The following is a 26604-nucleotide window of genomic DNA, read 5'->3' on the forward strand; positions in this document are numbered from 1 at the left end:
TTTCCAAAATGATATCGACCCGCTAGGGGCCCGATGATGCAGACGAGCCAGGATCGAGAGGGCAATGGCGCCTCCAACAGCGCGGCCAGCGATGCGTTGCGCGCATCGCTCGTGGATGTGCTCGGGCTCTCCCCGCAGCGTGTCGATCTGTTCGACGCCGACACGGGTCTGTTCGGGTCGCTGCCGGAACTGGATTCCATGGCTGTCGCCACCTTGCTGACCGATCTTGAGGATCGGCTCGATATCGTCATCGATGATGATGATGTGGATATGGACAGCTTCGAGACGTTCGGCAGTCTGGCCGCCATGCTGAGCCGCAAACTGGACAGCCGCGCCGCCTGACAGGCGTACTCCTCCGTATCCGCTTTTCGCACGTAGCGCTGCACCGCGTCATCGGTTTGCATCAAATGCAATCGCTCCGCCGCTTTTTGCGTTTGTGAGCCATGGTGCAGCGCAGCACTATGACCACGGAAGAACATGGGATGCCGAGCAAGGCTCTTTTGCAACTGACAAAGGAGACTGTTCGTGAAAAATGCTTTTTTTGCCGCCGCACTGCTTTCGTTTGCCGTCGTCACACCCGGCCACGCGAAAGAGGCTGAGAAGACCTTCACGCATGAAGGCGTCAGCTACAGCTACACCGTCACCGAACTCGGCGACAGCCGCCGGGTGATCGAGGGCCGCGCAACGCCCGGCTCGACCTTCCGTCTCACCGTCGCCAAGGGCCGCGTGATCGGCAGCGCCAACGGCATGCCGGTATCCTTCCGCGTGAAGGATGCGGTCCTGCTGAACGAGACGCCGCTGACCAAGGTTGCCTCGCGCTAATCGCGACACGTGACCCGTCTGGGCTCGCGCTCAGGCTCAGGACAAAGGAAAGCCGGGCAGACCTTCGCGGTCGCCCGGCTTTTCACATTCTAGTTCACCGTGATGCCGCGATCAGGCCGGGACATGCTCGCGCTGTGATTCAAAGTCGGCTTCCGCAAGGAAGCGCTCGGCATCCAGCGCCGCCATGCAGCCCATGCCGGCCGCCGTCACCGCCTGGCGGTAGATCTTGTCGGTGACGTCGCCAGCCGCGAACACGCCGGGAATGCTGGTGCGGCTCGTACCCTTCTCGACAACCAGATAGCCTTCGTCGAGCGGCAGCTTGCCCTCGAAAAGCTCCGTCGCCGGCTTGTGCCCGATCGCGACGAACGCACCGTCCGTCTCGATATGGCTCTTCTCGCCCGTCTCGGTATCGACCAGATCGACGCCGACGAGTCCTTCCGGATCGCCCCCGCCGACAAACCGCTCGACGGCCTTGTTCCACACCACCTTGATGTTGGGATGCGTGAACAGGCGATCCTGCAGGATTTTCTCCGCGCGCAGGCTGTCGCGGCGGTGGATCAGCGTCACGTCATGGCTGTGGTTGGTGAGGTACAGCGCTTCCTCGACTGCGGTGTTGCCGCCGCCGATCACCACTACCTTCTTGCCGCGATAGAAAAAGCCATCGCAGGTGGCGCAGGCCGAGACGCCCTTGCCCTGCAGCAGATGCTCGCTCTCCAGCCCCAGCCACTTGGCCTGCGCGCCGGTTGCGATGACCAACGTGTCGCCATAATATTCGGTGCCGCCGTCACCGGTCAGCTTGAAGGGGCGCTTGCTGAGGTCGACGTCGACGATCTGGTCGTACATCATCTGCGTACCGACATGCTCGGCCTGCGCCTGCATCTCTTCCATCAGCCACGGGCCCTGAATGACCTCGCGGAAGCCGGGATAATTCTCGACATCGGTGGTGATGGTCAGCTGACCGCCCGGCTGCATTCCCTGCACCACAATCGGCGCCATGCCGGCGCGCGCGGCATAGATGGCGGCCGAAAGACCGGCCGGCCCGGAACCGAGAATGATCATGCGCGAGCTGTGCGTGGCGGTCATGGGTCGATGTCTTCCTTCGCGGACAGATAGGGTTGTTTATGCGCCAGCACGGGGTGGCGATTGTCATTCGCATTTAGGGTGTGCGACGCGGAACTCAATGCTTGGGCGACGAGGTTGGGCTTTTCCAACCTCCCCTCCTCTTTAGGGGATCGTTGCGAAAGGTGTGATTGGGTCTTTTTGGTAAGCGACGGCGGATCTGGGTACGTACTGGGGCCCTGAAGAGGGCGGCGTTTCGGCATCGGGAGGCCGCCCTCTTGGCGTTCTGGTGTCTGGCTCAGGCCAGTTTAAGCGATCGCTTCATGTTGTAGGCAAGGGCGAGCAGAAAGCAGTGACTTCGGTTTGCTTTCAGGCCGTTATAGCGCACCGCCGTAAACCCCATCCATCGCTTGAGCGTGGCGAACACGCCCTCGACCTGGGCACGGATGGGGGAGATCAGGTCGTTGTGGCGGCGCTGCAAGGGTGTAAGCGGCGGGCCGCCGCCCCAAGTCTTGTGCATGATCCGCGGCTTGATCCCGGCTGCCTTGAGCCACTGTCGCCGCGCCCGCTTGGCATAGGCCTTGTCGGCATAGACCGCCTGCTCGTCGCCGCACACGAGGCGCTCTGCCATGTCGGTGTCGGCCACATTTGCTCCGGTCAGTACCAGCCGGCGGATCAGGCGGCTGTCCTGATCCGTGCCGATATGCACCTTGTAGCCATAATGCGCGCGATGCTTGCGCATGGTCAGCGTCGCATCATCGTCCACTGCCTCGCGCGTGCCGCTGCTCGAGCCGGGGCGGAAGGGCGTTGCCACCAGCGAGGCATCGATCATCGTGCCGCGCTTGAGCACGAGACCGCGCGCCTCCAACTGGCGCGAGAACGCGCCAAACAGCTTTTCACTCAGCCCGGCCTCGGCCAGGCGATTGCGGAACCGGCACAGCGTCGTGTGATCGGGCGACGACGCTTCGAGCGGCAGGCCGATGAACCGCCGGAACGACACCCGATCGTTGATCGCCTCTTCCAGATCGGCATCCGACAGCCCATAGAACTGCTGTAAAAGCAAGGCCTTGAGCATCAGTAACGGTGGAAACGGCGGCCGTCCGCCCCCTTGATCGAGCCGCACCAGCAGCTTCTCGAACCGATACCACCGCACGTCCTGCGATAGCCGATCCAGGCTCTCGTTCCGACCAAGTTTGGGCGACACCCAACCTTCCGCAAAACCGAGCTGACCTGTCATCACCTGCCTCCTCAACGCAAACCAAGTGAATCAAATGTCACACCGTTTTGCAACGATCCCCTTTAGGGGAGGTGCCGGGGGTGGTGGCGATGCGCCAGCATCACACGCGCGGTGGATAACAGAAGCGTTGCTACACCACCCCAACCCCTCCTCTGAAGAGGAGGGGCTAAAATCTTCAGGATCCCGCGCCAATCATGGACGGCAGCGAATCAAAGCCGGACTTCAGCACCTCTCCCCATTGCCGGGAAATGGTCGAGAATTCCGGGTCGTCTGCTTCGATTCGGCGACGGACGCTGAACTCATATTGATCGCGTGGGATGATGCTCAGATCGAGCGGCATCCCGACCGACAGGTTGGAGCGCAGCGTCGAATCCATGGAGACGCACACCGCCTTGGCGGCATCCGAGAGCGACGTGGTCGGCTTGATCATCCGGTCAAGGATCGGCTTGCCATATTTGTGCTCGCCGATCTGGAAGAAGGGCGTGTCCGCCGTGGCTTCTATGAAATTGCCCTGCGAGTAGACCAGGTACAGGCGGGGCTTGCCACCCTTGCGCTGCCCGCACAGCAGGATGCTGGCACTCAGCGACGGACTGGTACCGCTCATCCCCTCGCGCATTTCCTTCTGAACCGCCTTCATCGCCTCGCCGACCAGATGGGCGGCGCGGTGCATGGTGGCGCAGTTCAGCAGGGTCTCGACCTCGGGATTGTCGACCGCGTCCTTCATGGCGCGGGAAAGCTTGGTGCGCACTTCCTGCGTGACTGAGAGGCTTCCGGAACACAGCAGCGCAATCGCCCGCTCGCCAGGGCGCTCATAAGTGAAGGTCTTGCGGAACATGCCGATATTGTCGAGCCCGGCATTGGTCCGCGTGTCAGAGAGCATCACCAGGCCGGCCTCGACCCGCAATGCCACGCAATACGTCATTTTATGCCCCTTTTTCATGCCCGCATTGAGCCGCCCGCCCGACTCACTGTTGCGTCTGGGATTGTGTGGTATCCTCAGATGGCAGACTGGCAATCTGCACGTCGTGCGACAATGCGGTTTCGCCCCCTGCGATCATCACGCCCCGAATCGGCGCGGCATCTGCGGCATCAAGGCCACAGCACAGGCGCACATGCCCCTCCACCGGGCAGATGCCCAGGGTAATATCGAACCCGATCCAGCCCAGCCCCTCTACCCAGGCTTCCGCCCACGCATGGGGCTCATGGTCGCTATCCGGCCGCTCGTCGTCCCGCAGATAGCCGACCACATAGCGGGCCGGGATGAGCAGGCTGCGGGCCGCCGCAATGAAGACATGCGCCTGATCCTGGCACACCCCCGATTTCTGGGCAAAAGCCTGCGCGGCCGTGGTTTCCATGCTGGTGCTGCCGGATCGATATTCGATCTCCTCGTGCACCAGATCGGAGAGGGCGTGCAGGCTGGCGAGCACGCCCTCCACCCGTCGCGCGCGAAGGGCCAGATCGGCAATCGCCGCGTCGATCTCGGTCAGCGGTGTTGCGCGCAGGAACAGCTGGGGCCGTACCGCGCCATCGGCAGGCTTGAGCACACCGGCGCAATCGACGGTCCGCACTGTCCCTTCTGAGAGGATCGTGACGCTGTCGACGCGACCGGGCGCGCGCCACACGGCCTCCGCGTCGCCATATCCGTTGATGATCCAGCGTTCGATGGGCTGGCCGTTCGCTGTCACCGTCCATTGCTCGACGGTTTGCGCATTGCTAGTCGCGGGTAACAGGCGCAGGCGCATGACCACGCCGCCAGCCTCCTCCTCATACCGATAGACAGTCTCGTGACGGATCGTGATCCGCATGGCCCGGTCGCCTCCCGCTCAGCCGAAATGATAGGCTTGTGCGATTTCGTGCCCAAGCATGTTGCACTGGACAATCTTGCTCTGGACGGTTTCGTGCAAGCCCCGCCGGAAAATATCTCCGCTATTGGCCTGCGCGAGCGTCTCCACCATCTCCTCGCTGCGCAGATTGGCCGGCGTGCGCTGGCCGTGCCAGCTGGCCAGCCGCTGCAGCCGATAGGCGATCTGATCGAAGCAATAGAGCGTGCTGCGCGGAAACTGCCGGTTGAGCATCAAGAAGTCCGTGATCTGCGCGGGCGTGTAGGAGCCGCCATAGACATGGTGATAGGCGCGGCTGCCCGACAGCGCGTGCAGCACCGAAGTCCATTGATAATGGTCGCGGTGGCCGCCGACCACTTCGGTCTCCGGCAACAGGACGTAATATTTGACGTCGAGCAACCGCAACGTCATCTGCGCCCGTTCCAGCGCGCCGCCCACGCGCAGGAAATCGTGCCCCTCGTTGCGCAACTGGCCGCTCTCGGTGGCGCCCCGGAAGATCATCGCGCGGGTCTTCACCCAGTCGATGATCTCGGCGAACTCTCGGCGCGCATCGTTGACGCCATAGGTTTCCAGTTTGCGCCAGCCCTCGTTGAGCGCTTCCCACATCTCCTGTGTGAGCGCGGTGCGCACCGACTTGCCGTTCTGCCGTGCCCGCGCGAGGCAGGCGCGGATGGAAGCAGGGTTATCGGCATTCAGGATAAGATGTTCGACGATGTCGCTCTCGCGGATGATGGCATCCTTGCCGAACACATCCTCGCACTCGGTGACCTGCACGACCGAGCGCCACTCGTCGCGCATCGTCGCGCCGGGCAGGATGGTCATCCGCTGCCCCATAGTGAGCAGCCGCGCGGTCGCTTCGGCGCGCTCCATATAGCGGGCCATCCAGAACAGATTCTCGGCGGTCCGGCTCAGCATGGGCGGCCTCCCTTTGGTTGGACCTGTGTGCCGCAAAAGGCCTCTCTCATCGCAGCCCTCCTCACCGCAGCACCCACGTATCTTTGACGCCGCCGCCCTGGCTTGAATTCACCACCAGCGATCCTTCCGCGAGCGCAACCCGCGTCAGGCCTCCGGGCACCAGCCTGATCTCCTTGCCGACAAGGCAGAATGGCCGGAAATCGACATGGCGCTGCACCAGCCCGACCGGCCCGAGTGTGGGCGCGGCCGAAAGGTCGAGCGTCGGCTGCGCAATGAATTCGGCGGGATTGGCGCGGATCCGCCCGGCATAAGCCTCGATCTCGCTCGCGCTGGCCTTGGGGCCGATCAGCATTCCATAACCGCCCGAGCCGTGAACCTCCTTCACGACCAACTCGGGGAGATGGTCCATCACATAGGCGAAATCGTCCGGCTTGGAACATTGCCAGGTCGGCACATTCTGGAGGATCGCCGTCTCGCCCAGATAGAAGCGGATCATCTCGGGCACATAGACGTAGATCGCCTTGTCATCCGCGATGCCCGCACCGGGCGCGGAGCAGAGCGTCACGCCGCCGCCGCGATAGGCATTGAACAGCCCCGGCACGCCCAGCAGGCTATCGGGCCGGAAGGCGAGCGGATCGATGAAATCATCGTCGATGCGCCGGTAGATCACATCCACCCGGCGGGGGCCGCGCGTGGTCTGCATGAAGACCAGCCCGTCTTCCACGAAGAGATCGGCCGGCTCGACCAACTCGACGCCCATCAGGTCGGCCAGATAGCTATGCTCATAATAAGCGCTGTTGAACGAGCCAGGGGTGAGCACCACGACCTGCGGCACGCCCTTGCAGGCGGGCGGCGCCACCTCCTGCAGCGAGCGCAGAAGCTGGCTCGGATAATCGTCGACCGGCGCAACACGCTGCCGGGCGAACAGCTCCGGGAACATCCGCGTCATGATCTCGCGGTTTTCGAGCATGTAGGAGACGCCCGACGGTGTGCGGCAATTATCCTCCAGCACCATGAAATCGTCGAGACCAGTGCGGACGATGTCGATGCCGACGATATGGCTGTAGACCCTGCCCGGCGGGGTGAAGCCGGCCATCTCCGGCTTATAGGCCTTGTTCTGATAGACGATGTCGCCCGGCACGATCCCGGCCCGGATGATTTCGCCGCGATTATAGACGTCGAGCAGGAAGGCATTGAGCGCCGCCGCGCGCTGGCGAATGCCGGCTTCCAGGCGCGCCCATTCCGCAGCAGTGAAGATGCGCGGCAGCAGATCGAAGGGAATAAGCCGCTCTGGGTCGCCGCCCTCCCCGTACACAGCAAAGGTGATGCCGATGCGCCGGAAGATCGCTTCCGCCTCGCTCAATCGTCGGTGCAACCCCTCGATGCCGGTCTCATCCACCCATTGCTGAACCACCGCGTAACAATCGCGAACGTCTCCAGCCTCACCCAGCATCTCGGAACATGTCATCAGCGTATGCGTTTCTCTATCTTATTGTGCATTGCAGCATAGTGAGCCGGGGAAATTCAAAATCAAGAGTAAAAATCGCGGGAGGGACGATCGCGTTCCGCGCGGTTAAAAATATCTGGGCAAGGCGCTGCAGCGGATTGACGCACCGCGAAAAATATGGCCGATTACCGCCGTTTTTCTACTTCATGCTGGACGGACACTGATTTTCCGTGCATGGGAGCGCGCATGGACTTTTGGCTGGCCCTTCGCCTTACGCGACTTACGCGCCCTTAGGCGCGATACCCAAGCGGTTGCCGCAGGCGGCCCGCTGCGCCTAAGGGCCTTTTAGCCACAGAATCAGATCCTCATCAGTGCAAATGGATAGCGCCTGCGTGCATTTGGCTGTGAACAATGAAATGTCCGAACCATGATGCTGAGCGACCCGTCACAGAAATACCGTCCCTTCCCACAAGTGGACCTGCCGGACCGGCAGTGGCCCTCGCGCACGATCACGCAGCCGCCCCGCTGGCTCTCGACCGATCTGCGCGATGGCAATCAGGCGCTGATCGATCCGATGGATACCGAGAAGAAGACCCGCTTCTTCGAGCTGCTGACCCGCGTCGGCCTCAAGGAGATTGAGGTCGGCTTCCCCTCGGCCGGCGCGACCGAGTTCGATTTCATTTCCGGTCTCGTCAAATCGGGCCGCATCCCGGACGACGTGATCATCCAGGTGCTCACGCAGGCCCGCCGCGACCTCATCGAGCGCACGTTCGAGAGCCTGCAGGGCGCGCGCCAAGCCATCGTCCACGTCTACAACGCCGTCTCTCCGGCGTGGCGGCGGATCGTGTTCAACATGGAGCGGCCGCAGATCAAGCAGATCGCCGTCGATGCCGCCAAGATCATTCGCGACGAGGCCGCCAAGCAGCCGAACACCGATTGGCGGTTCGAGTACAGCCCGGAGACCTTTTCCACCGCTGAACTGGATTTCAGCCTGGAGTGCTGCGAGGCGGTGATGGACATTCTCCAGCCCACGCCGGAGAAGCCGCTGATCCTCAACCTGCCCGCCACGGTCGAGGCCGCGACGCCCAATATCTATGCAGACCAGATCGAATGGTTCTGCCGCCACATCCGGAACCGCGACAGCGTGGTCATCTCGCTGCACCCGCATAACGACCGGGGCACCGGCGTGGCGGCGGCGGAGCTGGGGCTGATGGCCGGCGCGGACCGCGTCGAAGGCTGCCTGTTCGGCAATGGCGAGCGCACTGGCAATTGCGATCTGGTGACCGTGGCGCTCAATCTGTACACTCAGGGCGTCTCGCCCGGCCTCGACTTCTCCAACATGGAGGAGGTCGTGCAGACGGTGACCTATTGCAACCAGCTCCCCGTCCATCCGCGCCACCCTTATGCTGGCGATCTGGTGTTCACCGCCTTCTCCGGCAGCCATCAGGATGCGATCAAGAAGGGCTTCGCCGCGCAGGAACAGCGCAATGACGAGATCTGGGACGTACCCTATCTGCCCATCGATCCGGCGGATATCGGCTGCTCCTATGAAGCGGTGATCCGCGTCAACTCGCAGTCCGGCAAGGGCGGCGTCGCCTGGGTGCTGCAGCAGGACAAGGGGCTCAAGCTGCCCAAGCGGATGCAGGGCGATTTTTCCAAGGTCGTGCAGGACATGGCGGACAAGTCCAGCCGCGAACTGCATGCCGCCGACATCTGGGAAGCGTTCGAGCAGCATTACTGCCTCACCGGCGCACAGCCCTATGCGCTGGTCGATTATGTCGAGAGCGGCCCCGCGGGGAACCGCGTGTTCACCGGCAAGATCGTCCATGATGGCAGGGAGCGCAGCATTTCGGGCCGGGGCAATGGCCTGATTTCGTCGGTCCTCTCGGCCCTGCGCGATGAACTCGGCATCGGGCTCGACGTGGTCGACTATAATGAGCACGCCATCGGCACCGGGGGCAACGTCCTCGCGGCGGCCTATGTCGAATGCCGCACCGATGATGGCACCACATTCTTCGGGGTCGGCACGGATGAAGACGTGGCGACGGCATCGGTGAAGGCCGTGCTGTCGGTCGTGAACGCCTATCACCGCCGCCAGAATGCAGCAGCGAAGGCTGCCTGACAGGCCCGATCCTGCAGAGCATCGATAAACCCGGCCGGAGCATCCATCCGGCCGGGTTTTCATATCCCGCGCAGGTCGCGCCCGCGCGTCACACCATCCGGATAATCAGTCCGTCCCGCCGGATGAACTGGTGCCAAAGCGCCGCGCCGATATGGCCGATCACCAGCGCTCCGAAGATAAGCCCAAGCACCTCATGGGAACCGGCCATGGTCACGATGGCATCGCCCCTTGCCACCGCGAATTTGGGCACGTCGAAGACATTGAACCAGTTGAGCGGACGCGGCCCTGCCGAGGACATGATCCAGCCGGTGAGCGGCATGAGGATCATCAGCGCATAGAGCAAACGGTGCATCAACGCCGCCGCGCGCTTGGTGCGTCTGGATATCGTCGTCGGCAGCGGCGGCGGGCTGTTCATCAGGCGCCAGAGCAGGGCGAGCACGGACAGGACCAGCACAGTCAGCCCGATCGACTTATGGATATTCATGACGCCGGGGATCACCGCACCCAGCGGATCATGCCCGAGGCCGATCGCGATATTGGCGATAATCAGCAGCGCAATGATCCAGTGCAGCCAGATTGCCACCATGGAATAGCGCACCCCAGCGTAAGTCCCCATTACGTCCTCCAACATGCCCAACAATGGGCAGAATGCGGACAAGGGCCCCGCTGCGCAAGAGGCCGCTCAAATATGCGAGCGCGACGGAGGCGCTATCCCGCGATCTGGATGCCGATCCAGAAGGTCTGCGGCGTGCCGAGGTCTGTGCTCACGGCGCCGTTGGTCGAGGTGACCTGTCGGGTCACAACGCGCTCGTCGAACAGGTTCTCGACCCGGCCGACCAGCGCCACCCGGCCGGTCAGTGGCACGCGGGCATAGCCATCGAGCGTGGTTGCGGCGGGCATCCGGTCGGCCTGCAGATCGTCCTCATATTGCGGGCCGGCATGGCGCACGGTGAGCGCGAGCCGGGCATTGCCGGGCGCGTGCCAGCCCAGCGTGGCGCTGGCGCCATGGCGCGGGCTTTGTGCCGGTTGCAGGCCATCGAGTTGGGATGCCGCGCCGCTCGCCTCCACGCGGCTGTCATTATAGGCATAGGATGCCGCGAGATCGAAATCCCCGAACGTCATCGTCCCGCTCACTTCGATGCCCTTCGCCACAATCGCATCGACATTGCGGCGCTGGCGCAGATTGGTGCCGATCGTCACGTTCGCGACAGCATCGGCCAGATGATTGTAGAAGGCGGTGGCAGAGAGCGTCAGGCCGGGAGCCGGGGTCAGGTCGAACCCGGTCTCAACGCCTCGCAGCCGCTCGGGGGCGAGATCGGCATTGGCCTGCGTCGTCACCGGGAACACCGTGAAGCCGCGATACAGCTCGTTGATCGTCGGCAGGCGGAAGCTAGTATAGCCTGCTGCACGCAGGGCGACTCCCGGCGTTGCCTGCCAGATCAGTCCTGCACGGAAGCTGCCTTCCCAATCCTCGCGGTCGGCATAAGTCACCGTCCTGACCACCCCTGAGGCCGGCGTTCGCTCGGTGAAGCGCCCGCCACTGATCCGCCAATAGTCGAGGCGCGCGCCGCCGGTCAGGATGAGGCGCCCGAGCGACCAGTCATCCTCCACATAAATGCCGCTCGTGACCTGCCGGCCGCTGGCTTCACGCCGCGCGGTCGCGGCGCCGGTCGTGGCGTTAAGCGCCTCCTCATACATGTCCGCGCTCGCGAACCGGCTATCGGCGCCGATCCGTAGCAGATGATCCTCACCCACCGGCGGGCGCACCTCCAGCTTGCCGCCGAGCCCTGTCGACGGAGTGTTGCGCTGGTTCAGCGTCGGGCGAAAGCTCGTCGCGCTGACCACGATGTTGCTGAAGTTGCGCAGTTGCACATAGCCCAGCGCCTCGACCTGCCAGTCGCCGCGCCCGACATAACGGAGGCTGGCGTCCTGCCCTTCCTGCGCGCTATCTGCCCCGGCGAAGCGCAAGGTCCGGTCATCGCGAAACAGGCCGATGCGTGCCTGAATCTCGCTCGACTCGCCCACGGCGGCGACACCGCGCGCGCTCACCGCCCATGTCTCGTAGCCCGCCGGCACGCTGGCCGCGACGCGCTGGTCCGCAGGCGTCGTCCAGAAGCCATCACCCCGGGCATAGCTGCCGGAGATGGAGACGAAGCCATTGCCGAGATCGGGACTAAGGCTCGCCTCGATCTGCTGCGCATTACGCGAGCCATAGAGCGCCCGCGCGCTATAGCGCGGCAATTGCGTGCGATCGGCGCTGAACAGCTCGATGCTGCCGGCGACCGTGCCGGCCCCGAAGCTTCCCGCACCACCGCCCCGGGTGATCCGCGCCGCGCCGATTCCGTCGAGCGGCAGGGCATTGAACGGAATGGAACCGAAGAAGGGATCGGCCAGCGGCACGCCATCCAGCAGCACGACCGCCCGGCTGGTCGCATTGCCGCCCAGCGCGCGCAGCGTGACGCCCTGCGCCGAAGGATTGGCCGAGCGGCTATCCGACCGGCGGAACTGCTGGAAGCCGGCGACGTCGCCGAGCGCGTGCTCAATGGTGCCGGAGGCGTCCTCCGCCAGCCGCGTCTTTTCGAGCGTGACCGATCCATAAGCCGGCGTGCCCGGCGGCAGCGCAAGCCCCTGCCCCAGCACCACCACATCCGGGCCGGTTTCCTGCGCATGAAGCGGCATCGAGAGCAGCAGACTGGTGCCGCTGAGCAGCACGACGAAACGGAAATGGGTCATCATGGGGCCGGGCCATGCCGGATCGGCCCGGCCTTGGCAACGCCGCGATAAATAAGCGGGGATGTCTGACCATTTGCTTTGACAAGGCTCGGCACCTGTCTCAATACAGGATCGGAGTTGAGGAGATGGAAGCAGTCAATCTCGAGGGTCTATCCTCGGTTGTCGACCTGAGCGGCTTTGATCGGGCCAAGCGCGCGGACATATGGGCTGGCGCGGCGCCGAATGTTTTTCCCGGCCTGTGCGTACAGGCGATCGAGGCCAATCCCACAATCGGAGCGATCCTGCATCGCCGTGTTGGCCCGGGCGCGCTGTTCGCCGTGTCCTCCGCCCCGGCCGAGGTGACATACGCGCCCACCGGCAGCCCGGAATCCCACCAGTTTCTCACCATGATGTTGCAGGCTGAAGGCAGCTCTCTTGCCACCCAGCGGCAACGCCAGTGCGAGATGGCGCCGGGCGACATCTGCTTTATCGACGAGCGCTACCCGTTCCGCCTGTGCGGGCTGGATTACAGCCAGCTGCTGCTGCTGCGCATGCCCCGCGCGCTGGTGATGAGCCGTTTCCCGGACATGGAGCATCTCGTCGCGACGCTCATTCCCGGGCGCGATGCCGGCACCTCCCTGCTCGCTCACACCGTGCTGCACCTGCTGCGCGTGGCGGGCGACCTGCGAGAGGCGCAGCAGCACGCGGCGATGAATGCCGTCATCCAACTCCTCGGCGCGACTTCCGGCCTCGCGGTGGAGCTGGAAAATGTCCACTGGCGTGTGCAGAAGGCGCTCGACTATATCGAGCTCAATCTCTCGATCCCCGGCCTGACCGCCGAACAGATCGCGCAGGCGCAGCATATTAGCCGCCGCCGGCTCGATCAGCTGATGCGCGATGCGCTCGGCGTTTCGATCACAGGGCAAATCTGGAATCGCCGCCTGCAGCGGGCCGCCGACGATCTGCGCGATGCGCGCTGGGCCGGCGCCTCGATCTCGCAGATCGCTTTTGCCAACGGCTTCGAAGACCCGGCCCATTTCGCCCGCGCCTTCAAGCGCCGGTTCGAGACGACGCCCGGGCAATGGCGCGCCCTCGCGCGGCCTTTGACTCACTGACCAGTCAGGACTCGTTCGGTGCCGCCGCAATCGCGCGGCGCTCATAGACGCGCGCCAGGAACGCGCCGGTCACCAGCTGGACGATGTGGAACATCATTACCGGCAGGACGACGGCGCCGGCCATGGCTGCGGGGAAAAGCACATTCGCCATCGGCACGCCCGTCGCCAGCGATTTGACCGAGCCGCAGAATACCAGCGAAGCCTCGTCAGGACGCGCCAGGCCGGTCAGCCGCGCCGCTAGCCGCAGCACGATGACGACCACGGCCAGAATGAGCAGGCAGAAGCCGAGCAGAATGGCGATGTCGATGCCGGAGATCGCCTGCCAAAGGCCGCCGGTCACCGCCTTGCCGAATGCCCCATAGACCATCACTAATATGGCGCCGCGATCCACGAATGAGGTGAGCATCTTGTGGCGCAGCAGCCAGGCGCCGATCCAGCCGTGCAGCGCCTGACCGATGGAGAAGGGGATCAGGATCAGGCCCACGATCGCCCAGACGGCATCCATGTTGATTGCCGCGCTGCTCGCCAGCAGCAGGCCCGTCAGCAGCGGCGTAAAGACCACGCCGGCCAGATTGGAAGCCGCCGCCGCGCATACCGCTGCCGGCACATTCCCCCGCGCAATCGACGTCAGCGCGATGGACGACTGCACTGTCGAGGGCAGGCAGCACAGGAAGAGAATGCCGGTGAACAGCATCGGCTCGATAACCGGCCCGGAGAGCGGCTTGAGGGCGATACCGATCAGCGGAAACAATGCGAAGGTCGCCGCGAGGATGAGCAGTTGCAGCTTCCATTGGCCGATGGCGCCGACCACCGCCTCGCGCGGCAGACGCGCGCCGTGGATGAAGAACAGCGCAATCACCAGCACCTTGCCGAGCAGATCCACCGCCGGGACCAGACTGCCGCGCGCCGGCAAAAAGCTCGCCAGCAACAGCGTGCCCAACAGCATCAGCGTGAAGCGGTCGATCTTCAGCCAGGCAAGGCGACCGGTCTTTTTCAATTGCTATCCCCCAATCGGATGAATGTCTGGCAGGCACCCTTAGGGCCATCCCGGCAAAGCCCATAGGCTCATGGCGCACAAATTCTAGTCGGCAAAACCCTCGGACGTCTGCCGCACGCCTTGGCCCGCCATCCATAAAGCCTCAGCCGGCTAGCCCGTCGCGGAACCATTCGATATGCTCGCGCTATTCCGAAACAGCCGGCTCCCCCTTCCCAACGGACGACCGGCCCATCGAGAGACATGCTTTATGAAGAGGCCGACCTGCGTGACGACATTTGCCCTTGGTTTCATGCTGGCTGCCGGCGGCGTGCCCGCGACGGCGAGCTTCGCGCAGGATGCGCCGATCATCGAGCGGCAGCGCCTGTTCGGCAACCCGGACCGCGCGCAGCTGCGGGTGAGCCCGGATGGCAAATATCTCTCCTGGCTCGCGCCCCGCGATGGCGTGATGAACATCTGGGTCGCCCCGGCAGACCATCCCGATCAGGCCAAGCCGATGACGGCAGAGAAAGACCGGCCCATTGGCGTGCACTACTGGACGGCCGATTCCGCCATGCTGCTCTATGTGCAGGACAAGGGCGGGGACGAGAATTACCTTCTCTACGGGGTCGATGTCGCCACCGGCGCCGAGAAGCTGCTGACGCCCTTCGAGAAAACGCGCGTGCAGATTGTCGGCACTTCCACCACGATCAGCGACCGCATTCTCGTCGGCATCAACAACCGCGACGAGCGCTGGCACGATGTCTATAGTCTCAACCTGAAGACCGGGACGCTGACCGAGGTCATCCGGGGCGACGGCTATGCCGGCTTCCTCGCCGACAATAATCTCGTGTTGCGCATGGCACTGCGCCCCAATGCCGAGGGCGGCTATGATTTCTTCCGGGTCACGAACAACGTCGTGGAAGACAAGCCCCTCTCCCGCACCACGCTGGAAGATGCCCTGACCACCCAGCCCGCCGGCTTCACCACGGATGGCAAGACGCTCTACTGGCTGGACAGCCGGGGCCGCGACACCGCCGCGCTGATTGCGCAGGACGTCGCTACGGGGAAGAGCCAGGTGCTCGCCGCCAATGACAAGGCCGATGTCGGCGGCGCGATGGCCGATCCCGTGACCGGCGAGATCGAGGCTTATTCGGTCGAGTATCTGACCACCGAATGGACGGCGATCGACCCCGACGTCGGCCAGTCGCTGGCGTGGCTGCGCGAGCGGCTGAAGGGCGATTTCCAGGTCACCTCCCGCACCCGCGACGATACCGTCTGGACGATCTATAACGATCCGGTCACCGCGCCGGCCGCCGCCTGGCTGTACGACCGCAAGAAAGGCGCGCTCACCAAGCTCTACGTCAGCCGCCCCGATCTGGAAGGCGCGCCGCTGGTGCCCATGCATGCACGGGAGATCCCCGCACGCGACGGCCTCACTCTGGTCTCCTACCTCACCCTGCCGCCCGGCAGCGATGCCAATGGCGACGGCGTACCGGACAAGCCGGCGCCGATGGTGCTGCTCGTCCATGGCGGCCCGTGGGCGCGGGACAGCTTTGGCTATAACAGCTACCACCAGTGGCTGGCCAATCGCGGCTATGCTGTGCTGTCGGTCAATTTCCGCGGTTCGACAGGCTTTGGCAAAAGCTTCATCACAGCGGGCAACCTGCAATGGGGCCTCAAGATGCATGACGACCTGATCGACGCGGTCGATTGGGCAGTCAGCAAGGGCATCACAGCCAAGGACAAGGTCGCGATCATGGGCGGCAGCTATGGCGGCTATGCGACGCTCGCCGGCCTTGCCTTCACGCCGGACGCCTTTGCCTGTGGCGTCGATATCGTCGGCCCCTCCAATCTGGAGACGCTGCTGAACACCATCCCGCCCTATTGGACCGCCGGCATCGAGCAATTCCACCAGCGCATGGGCAATCCCAATACGCCCGAGGGGCTGGCGCTGCTCAAGGCGGCCTCCCCACTGCACAAGGCGGGCCAGATCAGCAAGCCGCTGCTCATCGGCCAGGGCGCGAACGACCCACGCGTGAAGCAGGCGGAGAGCGACCAGATCGTCGAGGCGATGAAGGCCAACAATATTCCGGTCACCTATGTGCTCTACCCGGACGAAGGCCACGGCTTTGCCAAGCCGCAGAACAATATCGCCTTCAACGCGATCACCGAGAGCTTCCTCTCGGCCTGCCTCGGCGGGCGGGCAGAGCCAATCGGCGCCACGGTCAAGGAGTCGAGCGCCAAGGTGCTGGCCGGCGCGGAGATGCTGCCGGGCCTGAGCGATGCGCTGAAGTAACTCGAAACAAAGGCAGGCCGGTGCCGTCCGGCCTGCCGCGCTCTAGGCGCATGTTCGAAAATGAGACAGTCTGGCGCATCCTTTAGGGAGGCGTTCCATGTTGAAGCCTGTGCTAGCGGCCGCTCTGGCCACCCTGTCTCTCCCCGCTCATGCCATCACCCCATTCGAGATCAGCGGCACCGCCGATGTATACCGGATCGATCAGGTCGCGCAGACCACGACCTATCTGGGCAAGACGACATTCTTCGCCAGCGGCGATCTCGCAGTGGGCGGCAATGGCGGTGGCACCATGCCCGGCGATTTCACCTATTCCGCCTTGTTTGGCCACATGACGCGCTGGGACATCGGCTTTTCGTTCGGGCCGGAGACGGCCGATCCCTTTGACGGGCTGTTTCACGCCACGCAGGGCGGCGGCCTCTTCATGTCCGGCTACGAGGTGTTTGACCGCGCCGACCTGACGATCACCAGCGCGCGCATGTGGCAGGATGAGAGCTGGCCGGCCGAACCCTTCCCAGATATCCGCTTCGGCTCCTTCGTCCCCGAACCCGCAAGCTGGGCGATGATGATGGGAGGCCTGGCGCTGGTGGGTGCGATGATTAGGCGGCGGGAGATGTCGTTGAGCTTGGCGCGGGCCTGAGGAGCACACCTCCCGAGCAGCACTACTAGTGCTCCTGCGAAGGCAGGAGCCCAGGGCCCAACCACAGCGCGCTATCGCCCTGGGCTCCTGCCTTCGCAGGAGCACGCGCTTTTCTTGCTTGTAAGTCCCTGATGCCAGCGCCCGCCCGCAACAATCGCGGGCGGGCGTCCGACCAGATCAGGCGAAGTAAACCGCCTTCGTCTCGGTGTAGTTTTCCAGACCCTCGACGCCGCCGTCGCGACCCAGGCCAGACTGCTTGAAGCCGCCGAAGGGCATGTGAATGTCCACCATCATGCCGTTGATCGTCACCGAACCGGCGCGATATTCGCGCGAGACGGCGAAGCCGCGCTCGGCATCCTGCGTGTAGATTGCGCCGTGCAGACCGTAGACGGTGTCATTGGCCTTGGCGATCATGTCCGCCTCATTGTCATAATCGACGAACGAGACGACCGGGCCGAAAATCTCTTCCTGGAAGATCGTCATGCTCGGGTCGACATCGGTGAACACCGTCGGCTCGATGAAGAAGCCACGGTTGAGGTCGGCCGGGCGACCGCCGCCGAGCGCAAGCTTGGCACCCTCGGCCTTGCCCTTGGCGATATAGCCCTGCACGCGCTCAAGCTGGCGCTGCATGGTGAGCGGGCCCATGCCGGTATCGGCCTCGAACGGATCGCCGACCTTCACCTTGGAGACGGCGCTCGTATAGGCGTCGATGATCTCGCTCTTGCGGCTCTTGGGCACCAGTACGCGGGTCAGCGAGAAGCAGACCTGCCCGGTGATCGGCATGGAATAGGGCACGAGGCTCTTGAGCACATGGTCCATATCGGCATCGTCGAGGATCATCGCCGCCGACTTTCCGCCCAGCTCCAGGCTGACGCGGGCGAGACGCTCTGACGCGACGCCGGCAATGTGCTTGCCCGCAGCGGTTGAGCCGGTGAAGCTGATCTTGTCGATGCCCGGGTGACGGATGAGGTGATCGCCCACCTCGCGCCCGGCCGGCAGCATGTTGAACACGCCGGCGGGGATGCCCGCTTCCTTGATCGCTTCAGCAAGGATGTGCGCATCGATGGGCGTTTCCGGCGAAGGCTTGCAGACCATGGTGCAGCCGGCGGCCAGCGCGGCTGCGACCTTGTAGACCAGCAGCACCAGCGGGGCGTTCCAAGGCGTGACCGCCGCGACGACGCCAACCGGCTCCTTCACGACGCGCACCTTATTGCCGCCCATCGAGCCAATGCGCTCATCGACGAACTTGTAGCTGTCGCACAGCTCGCCATAGAATTTGAACAGGCCGGGCACCTGATAGCTGGCCTTGCTGGAGAAGCCGATCACGGCGCCGACCTGGCCCGTCCAGGCCTCGGCCAGCTCGGGCATGCGCGCCATGAGAATGTCAGAGACCTTCTTGAGGTACACGCCGCGCTCGGCGGGCGCCATGCGCGGCCACGGGCCGGTGTCGAAAGCCTTGCGTGCGGCGGCGACAGCGACGTCCACGTCCGCCGTGGTCGGCTCGAAATAGGTGAGGACGGTTTCCTCGTCATGCGGGGTCACCACCGACAACTCATTGGTGCCGCTGCTCTTGCGCCATTCACCATCGATGAACAGTTGTGCCGCGCCGCGATCCTTTATGCCTTTGATCGTCTTGTTGAAATTTTCCATGCCGAATCTCCTAAGATCGAACGTCCTCTTCGTGGCGCCTTAATTGGCGATTGGCGCGCGAAGGCGCAAGCATGCGATGGCCACTTTCCGGATCGATCCCTGCCTCATGCTGCATTGACAGGGCGCCCGGCCGTGCCGAAGAAGGAGCGGAAAGGCATCGCGAACCGATGGGAAGGCGAACGCCTGCCGGCAAAGAGAGATCAGCCATCATGACCAGCGAAATGATCACCGTCGAAGCGCTTGTGGAAGCGCCCATCGATCATGTCTGGCGGTGCTACACGACGCCGCAGGACATCATGCAGTGGAATGCGGCATCCGATGACTGGCATACGACCGCGGCAAGCGTCGACTTGCGTGAAGGCGGCGCATTCTCCTCGCGCATGGAAGCCAAGGATGGCAGCGTCGGCTTCGATTTCGCGGGCACCTACACCCGCATCGAACCGGAGCGCCTGATTGAATATGCGTTCGGGGAGCGCACGGCCCGCGTGACGTTCGCGTCCGAAGAAAATGGCACCCATGTTCAGGTGCAGTTCGAGCCGGAGGACGAACATAGCCGCGATTTGCAGCGGGACGGCTGGCAAGCGATCCTCGACAATTTCGCGCGCCACGCCAAACAGGCGCATCAGGCAGGCTGATCTGCCCAAGGGGTGGCGGTCAGTCGATCACGTCCATCACCATGAGCCGCGCGACCGTCTCGTGCCGGAAGCGCTCGAAACTGCTGCGTGCGTCGGGCACCGGCAGACCGGTCACGAAGGCGGTTTCCAGATCCTGATGCATCGCGCGCATTTCCGGCAGGAATTCGCTGTGCGTGAGGATGTGCGGGCGGTTTTCGCGGATCGCCTCGACAACCAGCCGGCCCATTTCCAGAGGGTCCATGGCCGCGCGCATCGCGGCCCAGAAGCGCTTGACGAACACACCCTCCTCGCCCGGCGGCGCGCTGCTGTCATCTTCCGGCACCGGCATCAGCGCGCTCTGCACGGCGCCCGGATAGAGGCAGGACACGCCAATGCCATGCGGCGCCAAATCGAGCCGGAGCGTCTGGGTGTAGCCGCGCACGGCATATTTGCTCGCGGCATAGGCGCCGGCGCCGGGCAGCGGCACCATGCCGGCCATGGAGGCTGTGTTGATGACATGGCCGCCCTCACCCTGCGCCTTGATGATCGGCACGATGATCTTGCAGCCGTTGACCACCCCGCCCAGATTAATCCCGATGGTCCGGTCCCAATCCTCAAAGTCTGGATCATCCGCCGCACCGCCGCCACCGACGCCCGCATTATTGGCCAGCAGGTGGATTTTGCCGAACACGTCCAGCGCTTCCTGCGCCGCTGTGCGCAGCGCCGCCCGGTCGGTCACGTCCACCTTGATAAAATGCGTGGCGTTGTTGCCCGTCATCAGGTCACGGGCGGCGTCGAGATGGTCCTGATTGTAATCGGCGATAACGAGCTTCATGCCCTCGGCCAGAAACGTGCGCGCCATGCCGAGGCCAATGCCACTCGCCCCGCCCGTCACGAAGGCCACCTTGCCCGCAAAATTCTTCATGCCCGCCTCTCCTCATGGTCCGTGCGCCTTTGAGCGTCACATATTGCAAACAGGGTAACCCGCCGGAGGATCGGCGCCAAGCGGCTTGACCCATGCCGGACCGGACGCCATCAGGGCGGCGCGTGAAGGCTGCCGGGCAGCGATGGAATAAGGAGACGCAGGTGCAGTCCATTTTGGTGATCGGCGCGGGCTCGATGGGCTGCCTGTTCGCGGCACGTATTGCCGAGAGCGGCGCGAACGTCCTGCTCATCGATGTCGACAAGACCCGCATCGAAGCGATCGACCGCGACGGCATCCACCTCACCGACGACAATGGCACACGCACCATCTCGCTGCGGGCCGGACTTGCGGCCGATGCCCAGCCGCCCATCGATCTCGCTCTGCTCTTTACCAAGGGGATGCACAGCCGCTCGGCGATCCAGTCGATCGCGCATCTCGCGGCCAGCGGCACCTATGTGCTCACGCTCCAGAATGGCCTCGGCAATCCGGAGATTGTGGCGGAGAGTTTCCCGCAGGACCAGATCCTCAAGGGGATCGCCGCGCTTCCGGCCGACCTCCATGGCCTCAATGGTGTGGAATCCCACGGCACCGGCCATGTCGAGCTGGGCGCGATGACGCCGGCCGGCGCGCAAGCGGCGCAGGCCGCGACCGCCCTGCTCGCCCGCGCCGGTTTCGACGCGCGCTACAGCACGGACATCGATGTCGCGATCTGGGAAAAGGTCGCCTTCAACGCCGCGCTCAACCCGCTCGGCGCCGTCACCGGCCAGCCCAATGCCGGCGTGGACAACGCACCGGGCCGCCGCATCATTGCAGCGATCGTCGACGAGGTGGTGGCCACGGCCAAGGCCCATGGGGTGACGGTCGATCATGCGCGCATCACCGCCAGCATCGACCATGCCCTGGCCGAACATCGCGGTCACAAGGCATCCATGCTGCAGGACATGATTGCCGGCCGTGCCAGCGAGATCGACTTCATCAACGGCGCCATCTGCGACCGCGCCCAAGCGGTCGGCGTCCCCGCGCCCAGCAATCAGACGATGGCCGATCTTGTCCGGTTGATGGAGCTGGCCCGGCGATAATCCGAGCTAAAACATCATTTATTGCAGCGCCTTGCAGGCTGCATTGAAGACCATTTCGCGCAGTGCCGGAAAATCGTCGATGCCGTAGTCGGCAGCGTCATCGCTGCAGGCGATCTCGACGCGGCCTTTCCACAGGCGCAGGTCGATATCCTCCGGCTTGATCACCCGGCGCGCGGCGATGTCGTAGAAGCTCCAGACCCGCGGCGTGGTGTATTCGCCGACATTCTGCTCCACCACCAGCGCCAGGCGTCCGTTGCTCAGGCGTACAACCGAGCCGATGGGATAGACGCCGACGCTCTCGATGAAGTGATCGAGAATCTCGTCATCCAGCTCGCCTTCCATGCCCCGCATCAGGCCGAGCGCGGCATTGGGGTCGATCCGTGGCCGATGCGGCCGGTCGGACGTCATTGAGTCATAGACGTCGCATACCGCCGCCATGCGGCCGAACAGGCTGATATTCTCGCCAGTCAGTTGGTTGGGATAACCCGAGCCGTCGCAGCGCTCGTGATGCTCAAGGCAGACCAGTGCGACATCCTCGGCGATTTCGCCGCCCATCTGGAGGAACTCATAGCCAAGCGTGGTGTGCGTCTCTACGATCTTGCGCTCGCCCTCGCTCAAATCGTCGCTGATCGTCGCCACGTCGATGGGCAGATGGCCCATGCCCACGTCCATGAGCAGCCCGGCCAGCCCGGCTTCCTTCACCCGAGCATCATCGAGGCCCATCTGGCGGCCCAGCGCGATCATCAGCGCGCTCACCGCCAGGCCGTGCGCATAAAGCGAACTATTCTCGCGGCGGATGCGCATCAGGCCGTTGAAGGCGTGCGGATTGCGCTGCACGGAGGCGAACAAATCCTCGATCACCGGCTCCACCTGCCCTCGCGAGATGGCTTTGCCCAGCCGCGCCTGCTCGAAGACGGCGCTCATCACGCGGTTGGACCGCGCCACCACGGCCTTGGCATGGCCCACCTCCGCACCGACGCTCAAGGCCGTCGTGGAGCGTGGGTTGAACGGAACGACGTTCGATCCGCTCGCGCGCTCCGGCACCAGCTTGCGCAGCCGCTCCATGCGCACCCGCTCGGCAAGACCGACACCGCCCGAGGGGGCGGAGGAGCCCGCCGCCACGAGCGGTCGACGCAGCGTCGTCGCCGGCGGACGCGGACCGCCCGCACCCGCGACATCATCGCCCTTGTCGATGTCGATCATCACGCCCTCAACCTCGCTGGCGCGCAGGTCGGCGAGGATCTGGGGATCGGTCAGCAGGAATTTCGTCCGCCAGAACGGATGCTTGAGCCACGGCCCTTCAAGTTTGTGAATGAACATGCCGAGTTTCACGTCAGCAACATCGATTCTCTTGAGCATCTGGACTCCGCCGGTCAGGTACGAGCGACGACGATGGCGCCCGCACGATACTGAACGGCTAAGAGCCATGGTTATTTAATGGTTCGCCTTGTCCATGCACCATGATTGTCGGCCTTTTTACGCCGAGAGGCGAAACGGCGCTGCATTGACATCGTGAACAGGACGCAGCACGCAGCCCGCATGGCAAAGGAAACCCGCGCCACTCGGGCGCTGAGCAAGGCCGGCATCGCCTTCACCATCCATCTCTACGATTATGATCCGGCTGCCGCCCATATCGGCTTGCAGGCCGCCGAGGCGTTGGGTGAGCCACCCGAGCGCGTCTTCAAGACACTCATGACGCTGGTGGATGGCAAGCCGGCCTGCGCCATCGTCCCGGCGAGCAGCGAAGTGGCGATGAAGAAGTTTGCAGTAGCCCTCTCCGCCAAGAGCGCTGCGATGATGAAGCCGGCCGATGCCGAGCGCCTGAGCGGCTACAAGGTCGGCGGCATCAGCCCCTTCGGCCAGATGAAGCCGATCCGCGCGGTGATCGACGAGAGCGCTTTGGCCCAGCCGCACATTTATCTGAATGGCGGCCAGCGCGGCCTGCAGCTGTGCTTGGCGCCAGATCAGGCGATCGCCGCGCTCGGCGCGACGGTTGCGGCCATCACCGCCTGAACCGCAAGGTCAGTCCAGATCGGCTTGCATCGGCGCCGATGGGCCGCGCGGCTTCCATCGCGACAGGGTGAGGGTGAAGCAGGAGCCCCCATTGACCGTGCGGTAGGTCGCTGCGCCGCCATGCGCCTCGGCAATGCCCCGCACCACGGAGAGGCCAAGGCCGCTGCCTTTCGCCGCCCCGCCCTGCTCCATATACCGACGAAACGGATCGAAGGCATGGCGGGCGAACTCCTCCGTCATCCCTGGCCCTTCATCGGTCACGCTCAGGAGCACGCTGGACGAAGAGATACGCAACGTCACGGCCAATTGACCGGGATCGGCATGGCGATGGGCATTCTCGAGCAGCGCCATCAGGGCCTGTCGAATACGTGCGGTATCGACATAGCATAGGCCGCGATCGAAGGCGGTGACGATGCGGAAGCCCGCGGTCTCCAGCTCGGGCTGCATCAGCCGGACGACCGTCTCCATTTCTTCGGCGAGATCGACCTGCTGGAAGCGCATGTCCAGCCGGCCGCCTTCCATGAGGCTCACCGTGCGTAGATCCTCGATCAAGCGGGTCAGGGCATTCACTTGCGTGACGAGCGAGCGCAGCAGCGGCGGATCGGGCGCAAACACCCCGTCGGCGAGGCCCTGGAGACGCCCGGAAAGGATCGTCACCGGGGTGCGCAGTTCATGCGCGATGGTCGCGTTCCAACGGCGGACGGCCTCCCCCGCCTGCTCCAGCCGGTCGGCCAGCAGATTGAAGTCCTCCACCAGCATCGTGGCCTCGGTCGGCGCCCGATCATCGCTGCGCGCACGGACCTTGATATTGCCATCCGCAATGATCCGAGCGGTCTGCGCAACCGAAACCAGCGGCTGAACGATCCGCCGGGCCAGTCGCGTGGCCACCAGCACGGCGATTCCGGTCGAGACGACGCAGAACAGCCCGATGAGCAGCCATTCGATGCCGTGCGGGCGCCAGTCATCCGTCAGCGGAAACAGCATATGCGGCGCTACACGGATGATGACGCCATAAAAGATATAGAGCCCGATGATCGTGATCAGCACCGAGGCGACGGTGGAGATCACCGTGGACAACACGATCTGCCGCCCCAGACCGCCTGCCGGCTTCTTCATGAAATATCTGCCAGGCGAAAGCCGACGCCGCGCACATTGTTGATGAAACCGTGGGCGCCGGCGTCCTCCAGCTTGCGCCGCAGCTTGCTCAAATGCGTATCCACCGTCCGGTCGAGCGCGTCGCCGCCCGGCAGGCAGGCATCGACCAGTTCACCACGCGAGAACGCCCGCCGGGGTGCGCGCGCCATGTGCGCAAGAATGCGGAACTCGGTGAGGGTGAGGGACAGGCTCACGCGCAGCGGATCGTCCCCGACGATCACGCTGGCCAGATGGCTATCCATATCGATTTCGATGGGCCCGACCCGCAGGGTGGAGCCCCGGCTGCCGCCGGACCGGCGCAGCACCGCACGCGCCCTTGCGGCCACCTCCAGCGCGTTGAACGGCTTGACGACATAATCGTCCGCGCCGATGCGCAGCGCCTGCAGCTTGTCGATATCCTGATCGAGCGCAGTCAGCATGATAACCGGGGTCGAGCCGCGACGCCGCAACTCGGCCAGCACGTCCCAACCATTGAGCCGTGGCATCTGCACATCGAGCATTACGAGGTCCGGCTTGAGCGCAAGGTGCAACTCCAGCGCGGTCCGCCCATCTGCGGCACGAACCGTCCGGAAGCCTTCCCGCTCCAGATAGGCGGCGATGACATCGGCGATTTCCGGTTCGTCTTCCGCGACCAGCACGAGCGCGTTTTCGGCATCCATAGCATATCCTTCTGCCTGCAAGCCGTTACCGTAGTTCCAAACGGGGGGCCACCGGCCTCCACAATTTCTCTACACTTGACCAACACTGCCTCGACAAGCCAGTCCCAAAGGGCCAGCGCGGACAAGCAAAAATCAAGAGTCGGACATGATGACAAAATGCCCCCCCAGGCGCTCCGGCGCCTATATCGTTATCGCGTCGATGGCGCTTGTGTTGTCCGCCTGCTCAGGAGGTGAGACCCCATCCTCGCCTCCGCCGCCAGAGGTATCGGTCGTGAAGGTCTCCCCCTCGCGCGTCGACGTGGCGGACGAACTGCCGGGCCGGGTGATGGCCTTCCGTGTGGCGGAAATCCGCCCGCAGGTGAATGGCGTCATCCAGCGCCGGCTGTTCGAGCAGGGCTCCGAAGTGCGGGCCGGCCAGCCCCTGTTCCAGATCGACGCGACGCCGTTCCGCGCGGATACACAGAGCGCCGCGGCCGCCGTGCAGCGCGCCCAGGCCGCCCTCAACCGCGCTCGCATCCAGGCCGAGCGCCTGGCGCCGCTGGTGAAGGTCGATGCGATCAGCGGACAGGCCTATGACGATGCCGTCGCCGCGCGCGATCAGGCCGCTGCCGACCTCGCCCAGAGCCGCGCCACGCTGGCGCGCCAGCAGGTCGATCTCGGCTTCGCCACGATCCGCTCGCCGATCAGTGGCCGGATCGACCAGTCCATGGTGACCGAGGGCGCCCTTGCCGCCGTCGGCGGCGCAGAGCCGCTCGCCACCGTCCAACAGATTGACCGCGTCTATGTGGACGTGCGTCAGCCGGCCGCCCGCCTCGAAACGCTGCGCGAGGCGGCGCGTGCCGGCAATGCCGCCCAGGGTGCGCCCGTGGAGATCCTGTCGTCCGAGGGCAAGCCCTATGCGGCGACCGGACGCCTGCTCTTTTCCGGCATCAGCGTCGATCCCGGCACGGGCGAGGTGATCGCCCGGGTCGAGGTGCCCAATCCCACGCGGGCGCTGCTGCCCGGTATGTTCGTGCGTGCGCGCCTCCCCCGCATGGTCCTCCCCAATGCGCTGACTCTGCCGCAACAGGCCGTGCTGCGCGATCCTGCCGGTCAGGCCAGCGTCCGGATTGTTGGGAAAGACGGCAAGGTCGAGCTGCGGCCGGTGCAGACCGGGGATGTGCGCGACGGAAACGTCCTGATCACGCAGGGCATCAAGGCTGGTGAAACCGTGATTGTCGAAGGGCAGGATCGGGTCCAGCCCGGCGCCACCGTTTCGGCCAAGCCATGGCGCCCTGCAGCCGCCGCAAAGCCCGCCGCGCCCGCGGCCGCGCGCTGAAGACGAAAGCGA

Annotated in this window: 25 protein-coding genes; 10 read left to right on the forward strand and 15 right to left on the reverse strand. The window is 64.4% G+C overall.

Annotated features, from left to right (window positions below; translation table 11 throughout):
- Nucleotides 1-36 precede the first annotated feature (36 nt).
- Nucleotides 37-342 (forward strand): phosphopantetheine-binding protein, encoded by a 306-nt coding sequence (locus M2342_RS11035; RefSeq protein ID WP_264572267.1) that lies wholly within the window; start codon nucleotides 37-39, stop codon nucleotides 340-342.
- A gap of 183 nt (nucleotides 343-525) precedes the next feature.
- Complete coding sequence (locus M2342_RS11040; RefSeq protein WP_264579117.1) at nucleotides 526-822, forward strand: hypothetical protein; 297 nt, start codon at nucleotides 526-528, stop codon at nucleotides 820-822.
- Between the two features lie 111 nt (nucleotides 823-933).
- Here the strand turns inward: M2342_RS11040 and trxB are convergent, their stop codons facing one another.
- From trxB to M2342_RS11075, 7 genes are all read right to left on the reverse strand, one after another.
- On the reverse strand, nucleotides 934-1905 hold the full coding sequence (trxB, locus tag M2342_RS11045) for a thioredoxin-disulfide reductase (protein ID WP_264579118.1): 972 nt from the start codon (nucleotides 1903-1905) through the stop codon (nucleotides 934-936).
- A complete protein-coding gene (locus tag M2342_RS11050; protein ID WP_264573070.1) occupies nucleotides 1902-2033 on the reverse strand; it encodes a hypothetical protein in 132 nt (43 codons plus the stop codon). The genes trxB and M2342_RS11050 overlap by 4 nt, the downstream gene beginning before the upstream one ends.
- Nucleotides 2034-2179: 146 nt before the next feature.
- On the reverse strand, nucleotides 2180-3118 hold the full coding sequence (locus tag M2342_RS11055; protein WP_264577804.1) for an IS5 family transposase: 939 nt from the start codon (nucleotides 3116-3118) through the stop codon (nucleotides 2180-2182).
- A 175-nt stretch (nucleotides 3119-3293) separates the two neighbouring features.
- Entirely contained in the window at nucleotides 3294-4040 is a 747-nt protein-coding gene (locus M2342_RS11060) for a peptidase (RefSeq protein ID WP_181559951.1), read from the reverse strand.
- Between the two features lie 43 nt (nucleotides 4041-4083).
- A complete protein-coding gene (locus M2342_RS11065) occupies nucleotides 4084-4923 on the reverse strand; it encodes a transglutaminase family protein (protein WP_264579119.1) in 840 nt (279 codons plus the stop codon).
- Between the two features lie 18 nt (nucleotides 4924-4941).
- Complete coding sequence (locus M2342_RS11070) at nucleotides 4942-5874, reverse strand: alpha-E domain-containing protein (RefSeq protein ID WP_181559953.1); 933 nt, start codon at nucleotides 5872-5874, stop codon at nucleotides 4942-4944.
- A 61-nt stretch (nucleotides 5875-5935) separates the two neighbouring features.
- Nucleotides 5936-7342, reverse strand: coding sequence for a circularly permuted type 2 ATP-grasp protein (locus M2342_RS11075; protein ID WP_264579120.1), 1407 nt, complete (start codon nucleotides 7340-7342; stop codon nucleotides 5936-5938).
- Nucleotides 7343-7748: 406 nt separating this feature from the next.
- Between M2342_RS11075 and leuA the strand changes: the two genes are divergently transcribed.
- Nucleotides 7749-9443 (forward strand): 2-isopropylmalate synthase, encoded by a 1695-nt coding sequence (leuA, locus tag M2342_RS11080; RefSeq protein WP_264579121.1) that lies wholly within the window; start codon nucleotides 7749-7751, stop codon nucleotides 9441-9443.
- Nucleotides 9444-9531: 88 nt separating this feature from the next.
- Here the strand turns inward: leuA and M2342_RS11085 are convergent, their stop codons facing one another.
- Nucleotides 9532-10059 carry a cytochrome b gene (locus tag M2342_RS11085; protein WP_264579122.1) on the reverse strand — a complete coding sequence of 176 codons (528 nt, stop codon included), beginning with the start codon at nucleotides 10057-10059 and terminating at the stop codon, nucleotides 9532-9534.
- A 92-nt stretch (nucleotides 10060-10151) separates the two neighbouring features.
- Complete coding sequence (locus M2342_RS11090) at nucleotides 10152-12179, reverse strand: TonB-dependent receptor (protein ID WP_413715138.1); 2028 nt, start codon at nucleotides 12177-12179, stop codon at nucleotides 10152-10154.
- Between the two features lie 122 nt (nucleotides 12180-12301).
- Between M2342_RS11090 and M2342_RS11095 the strand changes: the two genes are divergently transcribed.
- Nucleotides 12302-13270, forward strand: a complete 969-nt coding sequence (locus M2342_RS11095) for a helix-turn-helix domain-containing protein (protein WP_181559957.1) — start codon at nucleotides 12302-12304, stop codon at nucleotides 13268-13270.
- 4 nt (nucleotides 13271-13274) lie between these two features.
- On the opposite strand, the gene M2342_RS11100 is transcribed toward M2342_RS11095, so the two are convergent.
- A complete protein-coding gene (locus M2342_RS11100) occupies nucleotides 13275-14267 on the reverse strand; it encodes a bile acid:sodium symporter family protein (protein ID WP_264573075.1) in 993 nt (330 codons plus the stop codon).
- A gap of 265 nt (nucleotides 14268-14532) precedes the next feature.
- Here M2342_RS11100 and M2342_RS11105 point away from each other — a divergent pair, with 265 nt between their 5' ends.
- Nucleotides 14533-16542: a S9 family peptidase gene (locus M2342_RS11105; RefSeq protein ID WP_319801093.1), complete on the forward strand. Its 2010-nt coding sequence runs from the start codon at nucleotides 14533-14535 to the stop codon at nucleotides 16540-16542.
- A gap of 97 nt (nucleotides 16543-16639) precedes the next feature.
- Nucleotides 16640-17179, forward strand: a complete 540-nt coding sequence (locus M2342_RS11110) for a PEPxxWA-CTERM sorting domain-containing protein (protein ID WP_264579123.1) — start codon at nucleotides 16640-16642, stop codon at nucleotides 17177-17179.
- Nucleotides 17180-17356: 177 nt separating this feature from the next.
- On the opposite strand, the gene M2342_RS11115 is transcribed toward M2342_RS11110, so the two are convergent.
- Nucleotides 17357-18829 carry an aldehyde dehydrogenase gene (locus M2342_RS11115; protein ID WP_264579124.1) on the reverse strand — a complete coding sequence of 491 codons (1473 nt, stop codon included), beginning with the start codon at nucleotides 18827-18829 and terminating at the stop codon, nucleotides 17357-17359.
- Nucleotides 18830-19038: 209 nt separating this feature from the next.
- Between M2342_RS11115 and M2342_RS11120 the strand changes: the two genes are divergently transcribed.
- The gene (locus M2342_RS11120; RefSeq protein WP_220128537.1) at nucleotides 19039-19464 is read left to right on the forward strand and encodes an SRPBCC family protein; all 426 of its coding nucleotides are present in this window, start codon (nucleotides 19039-19041) and stop codon (nucleotides 19462-19464) included.
- 19 nt (nucleotides 19465-19483) lie between these two features.
- On the opposite strand, the gene M2342_RS11125 is transcribed toward M2342_RS11120, so the two are convergent.
- The gene (locus M2342_RS11125; RefSeq protein ID WP_264579125.1) at nucleotides 19484-20368 is read right to left on the reverse strand and encodes an SDR family oxidoreductase; all 885 of its coding nucleotides are present in this window, start codon (nucleotides 20366-20368) and stop codon (nucleotides 19484-19486) included.
- A 161-nt stretch (nucleotides 20369-20529) separates the two neighbouring features.
- Between M2342_RS11125 and M2342_RS11130 the strand changes: the two genes are divergently transcribed.
- The gene (locus M2342_RS11130; RefSeq protein ID WP_264579126.1) at nucleotides 20530-21447 is read left to right on the forward strand and encodes a ketopantoate reductase family protein; all 918 of its coding nucleotides are present in this window, start codon (nucleotides 20530-20532) and stop codon (nucleotides 21445-21447) included.
- Nucleotides 21448-21465: 18 nt separating this feature from the next.
- Here M2342_RS11130 and M2342_RS11135 read toward each other — a convergent pair whose 3' ends face one another.
- Entirely contained in the window at nucleotides 21466-22806 is a 1341-nt protein-coding gene (locus M2342_RS11135; protein ID WP_264579127.1) for an HD-GYP domain-containing protein, read from the reverse strand.
- A gap of 180 nt (nucleotides 22807-22986) precedes the next feature.
- Between M2342_RS11135 and ybaK the strand changes: the two genes are divergently transcribed.
- A complete protein-coding gene (gene ybaK / locus M2342_RS11140; RefSeq protein WP_264579128.1) occupies nucleotides 22987-23460 on the forward strand; it encodes a Cys-tRNA(Pro) deacylase in 474 nt (157 codons plus the stop codon).
- Between the two features lie 9 nt (nucleotides 23461-23469).
- On the opposite strand, the gene M2342_RS11145 is transcribed toward ybaK, so the two are convergent.
- Both M2342_RS11145 and M2342_RS11150 read right to left on the reverse strand, forming a co-directional pair.
- Nucleotides 23470-24576: an ATP-binding protein gene (locus M2342_RS11145; RefSeq protein WP_264579129.1), complete on the reverse strand. Its 1107-nt coding sequence runs from the start codon at nucleotides 24574-24576 to the stop codon at nucleotides 23470-23472.
- Nucleotides 24573-25274: a response regulator transcription factor gene (locus M2342_RS11150; RefSeq protein WP_264579130.1), complete on the reverse strand. Its 702-nt coding sequence runs from the start codon at nucleotides 25272-25274 to the stop codon at nucleotides 24573-24575. The genes M2342_RS11145 and M2342_RS11150 overlap by 4 nt, the downstream gene beginning before the upstream one ends.
- Before the next feature lie 271 nt (nucleotides 25275-25545).
- Between M2342_RS11150 and M2342_RS11155 the strand changes: the two genes are divergently transcribed.
- Entirely contained in the window at nucleotides 25546-26592 is a 1047-nt protein-coding gene (locus M2342_RS11155) for an efflux RND transporter periplasmic adaptor subunit (protein WP_264579131.1), read from the forward strand.
- The last annotated feature ends 12 nt before the right edge of the window (nucleotides 26593-26604 follow it).

Origin of the sequence: Sphingobium sp. B8D3A (genome assembly GCF_025961995.1) — a bacterium.
In the GTDB taxonomy this organism is placed as follows: Bacteria; Pseudomonadota; Alphaproteobacteria; order Sphingomonadales; family Sphingomonadaceae; genus Sphingobium.

Bases quoted from the DNA above. Each gene is read 5' to 3' on its own strand.
- M2342_RS11035 (WP_264572267.1), top strand. From the start codon at position 37: ATGCAGACGAGCCAGGATCGAGAGGGCAATGGCGCCTCCAACAGCGCG.
- M2342_RS11085 (WP_264579122.1), bottom strand. From the start codon at position 10,059: ATGGGGACTTACGCTGGGGTGCGCTATTCCATGGTGGCAATCTGGCTG.
- M2342_RS11095 (WP_181559957.1), top strand. From the start codon at position 12,302: ATGGAAGCAGTCAATCTCGAGGGTCTATCCTCGGTTGTCGACCTGAGC.
- ybaK (WP_264579128.1), top strand. From the start codon at position 22,987: ATGGCAAAGGAAACCCGCGCCACTCGGGCGCTGAGCAAGGCCGGCATC.
- M2342_RS11115 (WP_264579124.1), bottom strand. From the start codon at position 18,829: ATGGAAAATTTCAACAAGACGATCAAAGGCATAAAGGATCGCGGCGCG.
- M2342_RS11070 (WP_181559953.1), bottom strand. From the start codon at position 5,874: ATGCTGAGCCGGACCGCCGAGAATCTGTTCTGGATGGCCCGCTATATG.
- M2342_RS11075 (WP_264579120.1), bottom strand. From the start codon at position 7,342: ATGACATGTTCCGAGATGCTGGGTGAGGCTGGAGACGTTCGCGATTGT.
- M2342_RS11110 (WP_264579123.1), top strand. From the start codon at position 16,640: ATGTTGAAGCCTGTGCTAGCGGCCGCTCTGGCCACCCTGTCTCTCCCC.
- M2342_RS11150 (WP_264579130.1), bottom strand. From the start codon at position 25,274: ATGGATGCCGAAAACGCGCTCGTGCTGGTCGCGGAAGACGAACCGGAA.
- M2342_RS11135 (WP_264579127.1), bottom strand. From the start codon at position 22,806: ATGCTCAAGAGAATCGATGTTGCTGACGTGAAACTCGGCATGTTCATT.
- trxB (WP_264579118.1), bottom strand. From the start codon at position 1,905: ATGACCGCCACGCACAGCTCGCGCATGATCATTCTCGGTTCCGGGCCG.
- M2342_RS11090 (WP_413715138.1), bottom strand. From the start codon at position 12,179: ATGATGACCCATTTCCGTTTCGTCGTGCTGCTCAGCGGCACCAGTCTG.
- M2342_RS11125 (WP_264579125.1), bottom strand. From the start codon at position 20,368: ATGAAGAATTTTGCGGGCAAGGTGGCCTTCGTGACGGGCGGGGCGAGT.
- M2342_RS11120 (WP_220128537.1), top strand. From the start codon at position 19,039: ATGACCAGCGAAATGATCACCGTCGAAGCGCTTGTGGAAGCGCCCATC.
- leuA (WP_264579121.1), top strand. From the start codon at position 7,749: ATGATGCTGAGCGACCCGTCACAGAAATACCGTCCCTTCCCACAAGTG.
- M2342_RS11065 (WP_264579119.1), bottom strand. From the start codon at position 4,923: ATGCGGATCACGATCCGTCACGAGACTGTCTATCGGTATGAGGAGGAG.
- M2342_RS11060 (WP_181559951.1), bottom strand. From the start codon at position 4,040: ATGACGTATTGCGTGGCATTGCGGGTCGAGGCCGGCCTGGTGATGCTC.
- M2342_RS11055 (WP_264577804.1), bottom strand. From the start codon at position 3,118: ATGACAGGTCAGCTCGGTTTTGCGGAAGGTTGGGTGTCGCCCAAACTT.
- M2342_RS11145 (WP_264579129.1), bottom strand. From the start codon at position 24,576: ATGAAGAAGCCGGCAGGCGGTCTGGGGCGGCAGATCGTGTTGTCCACG.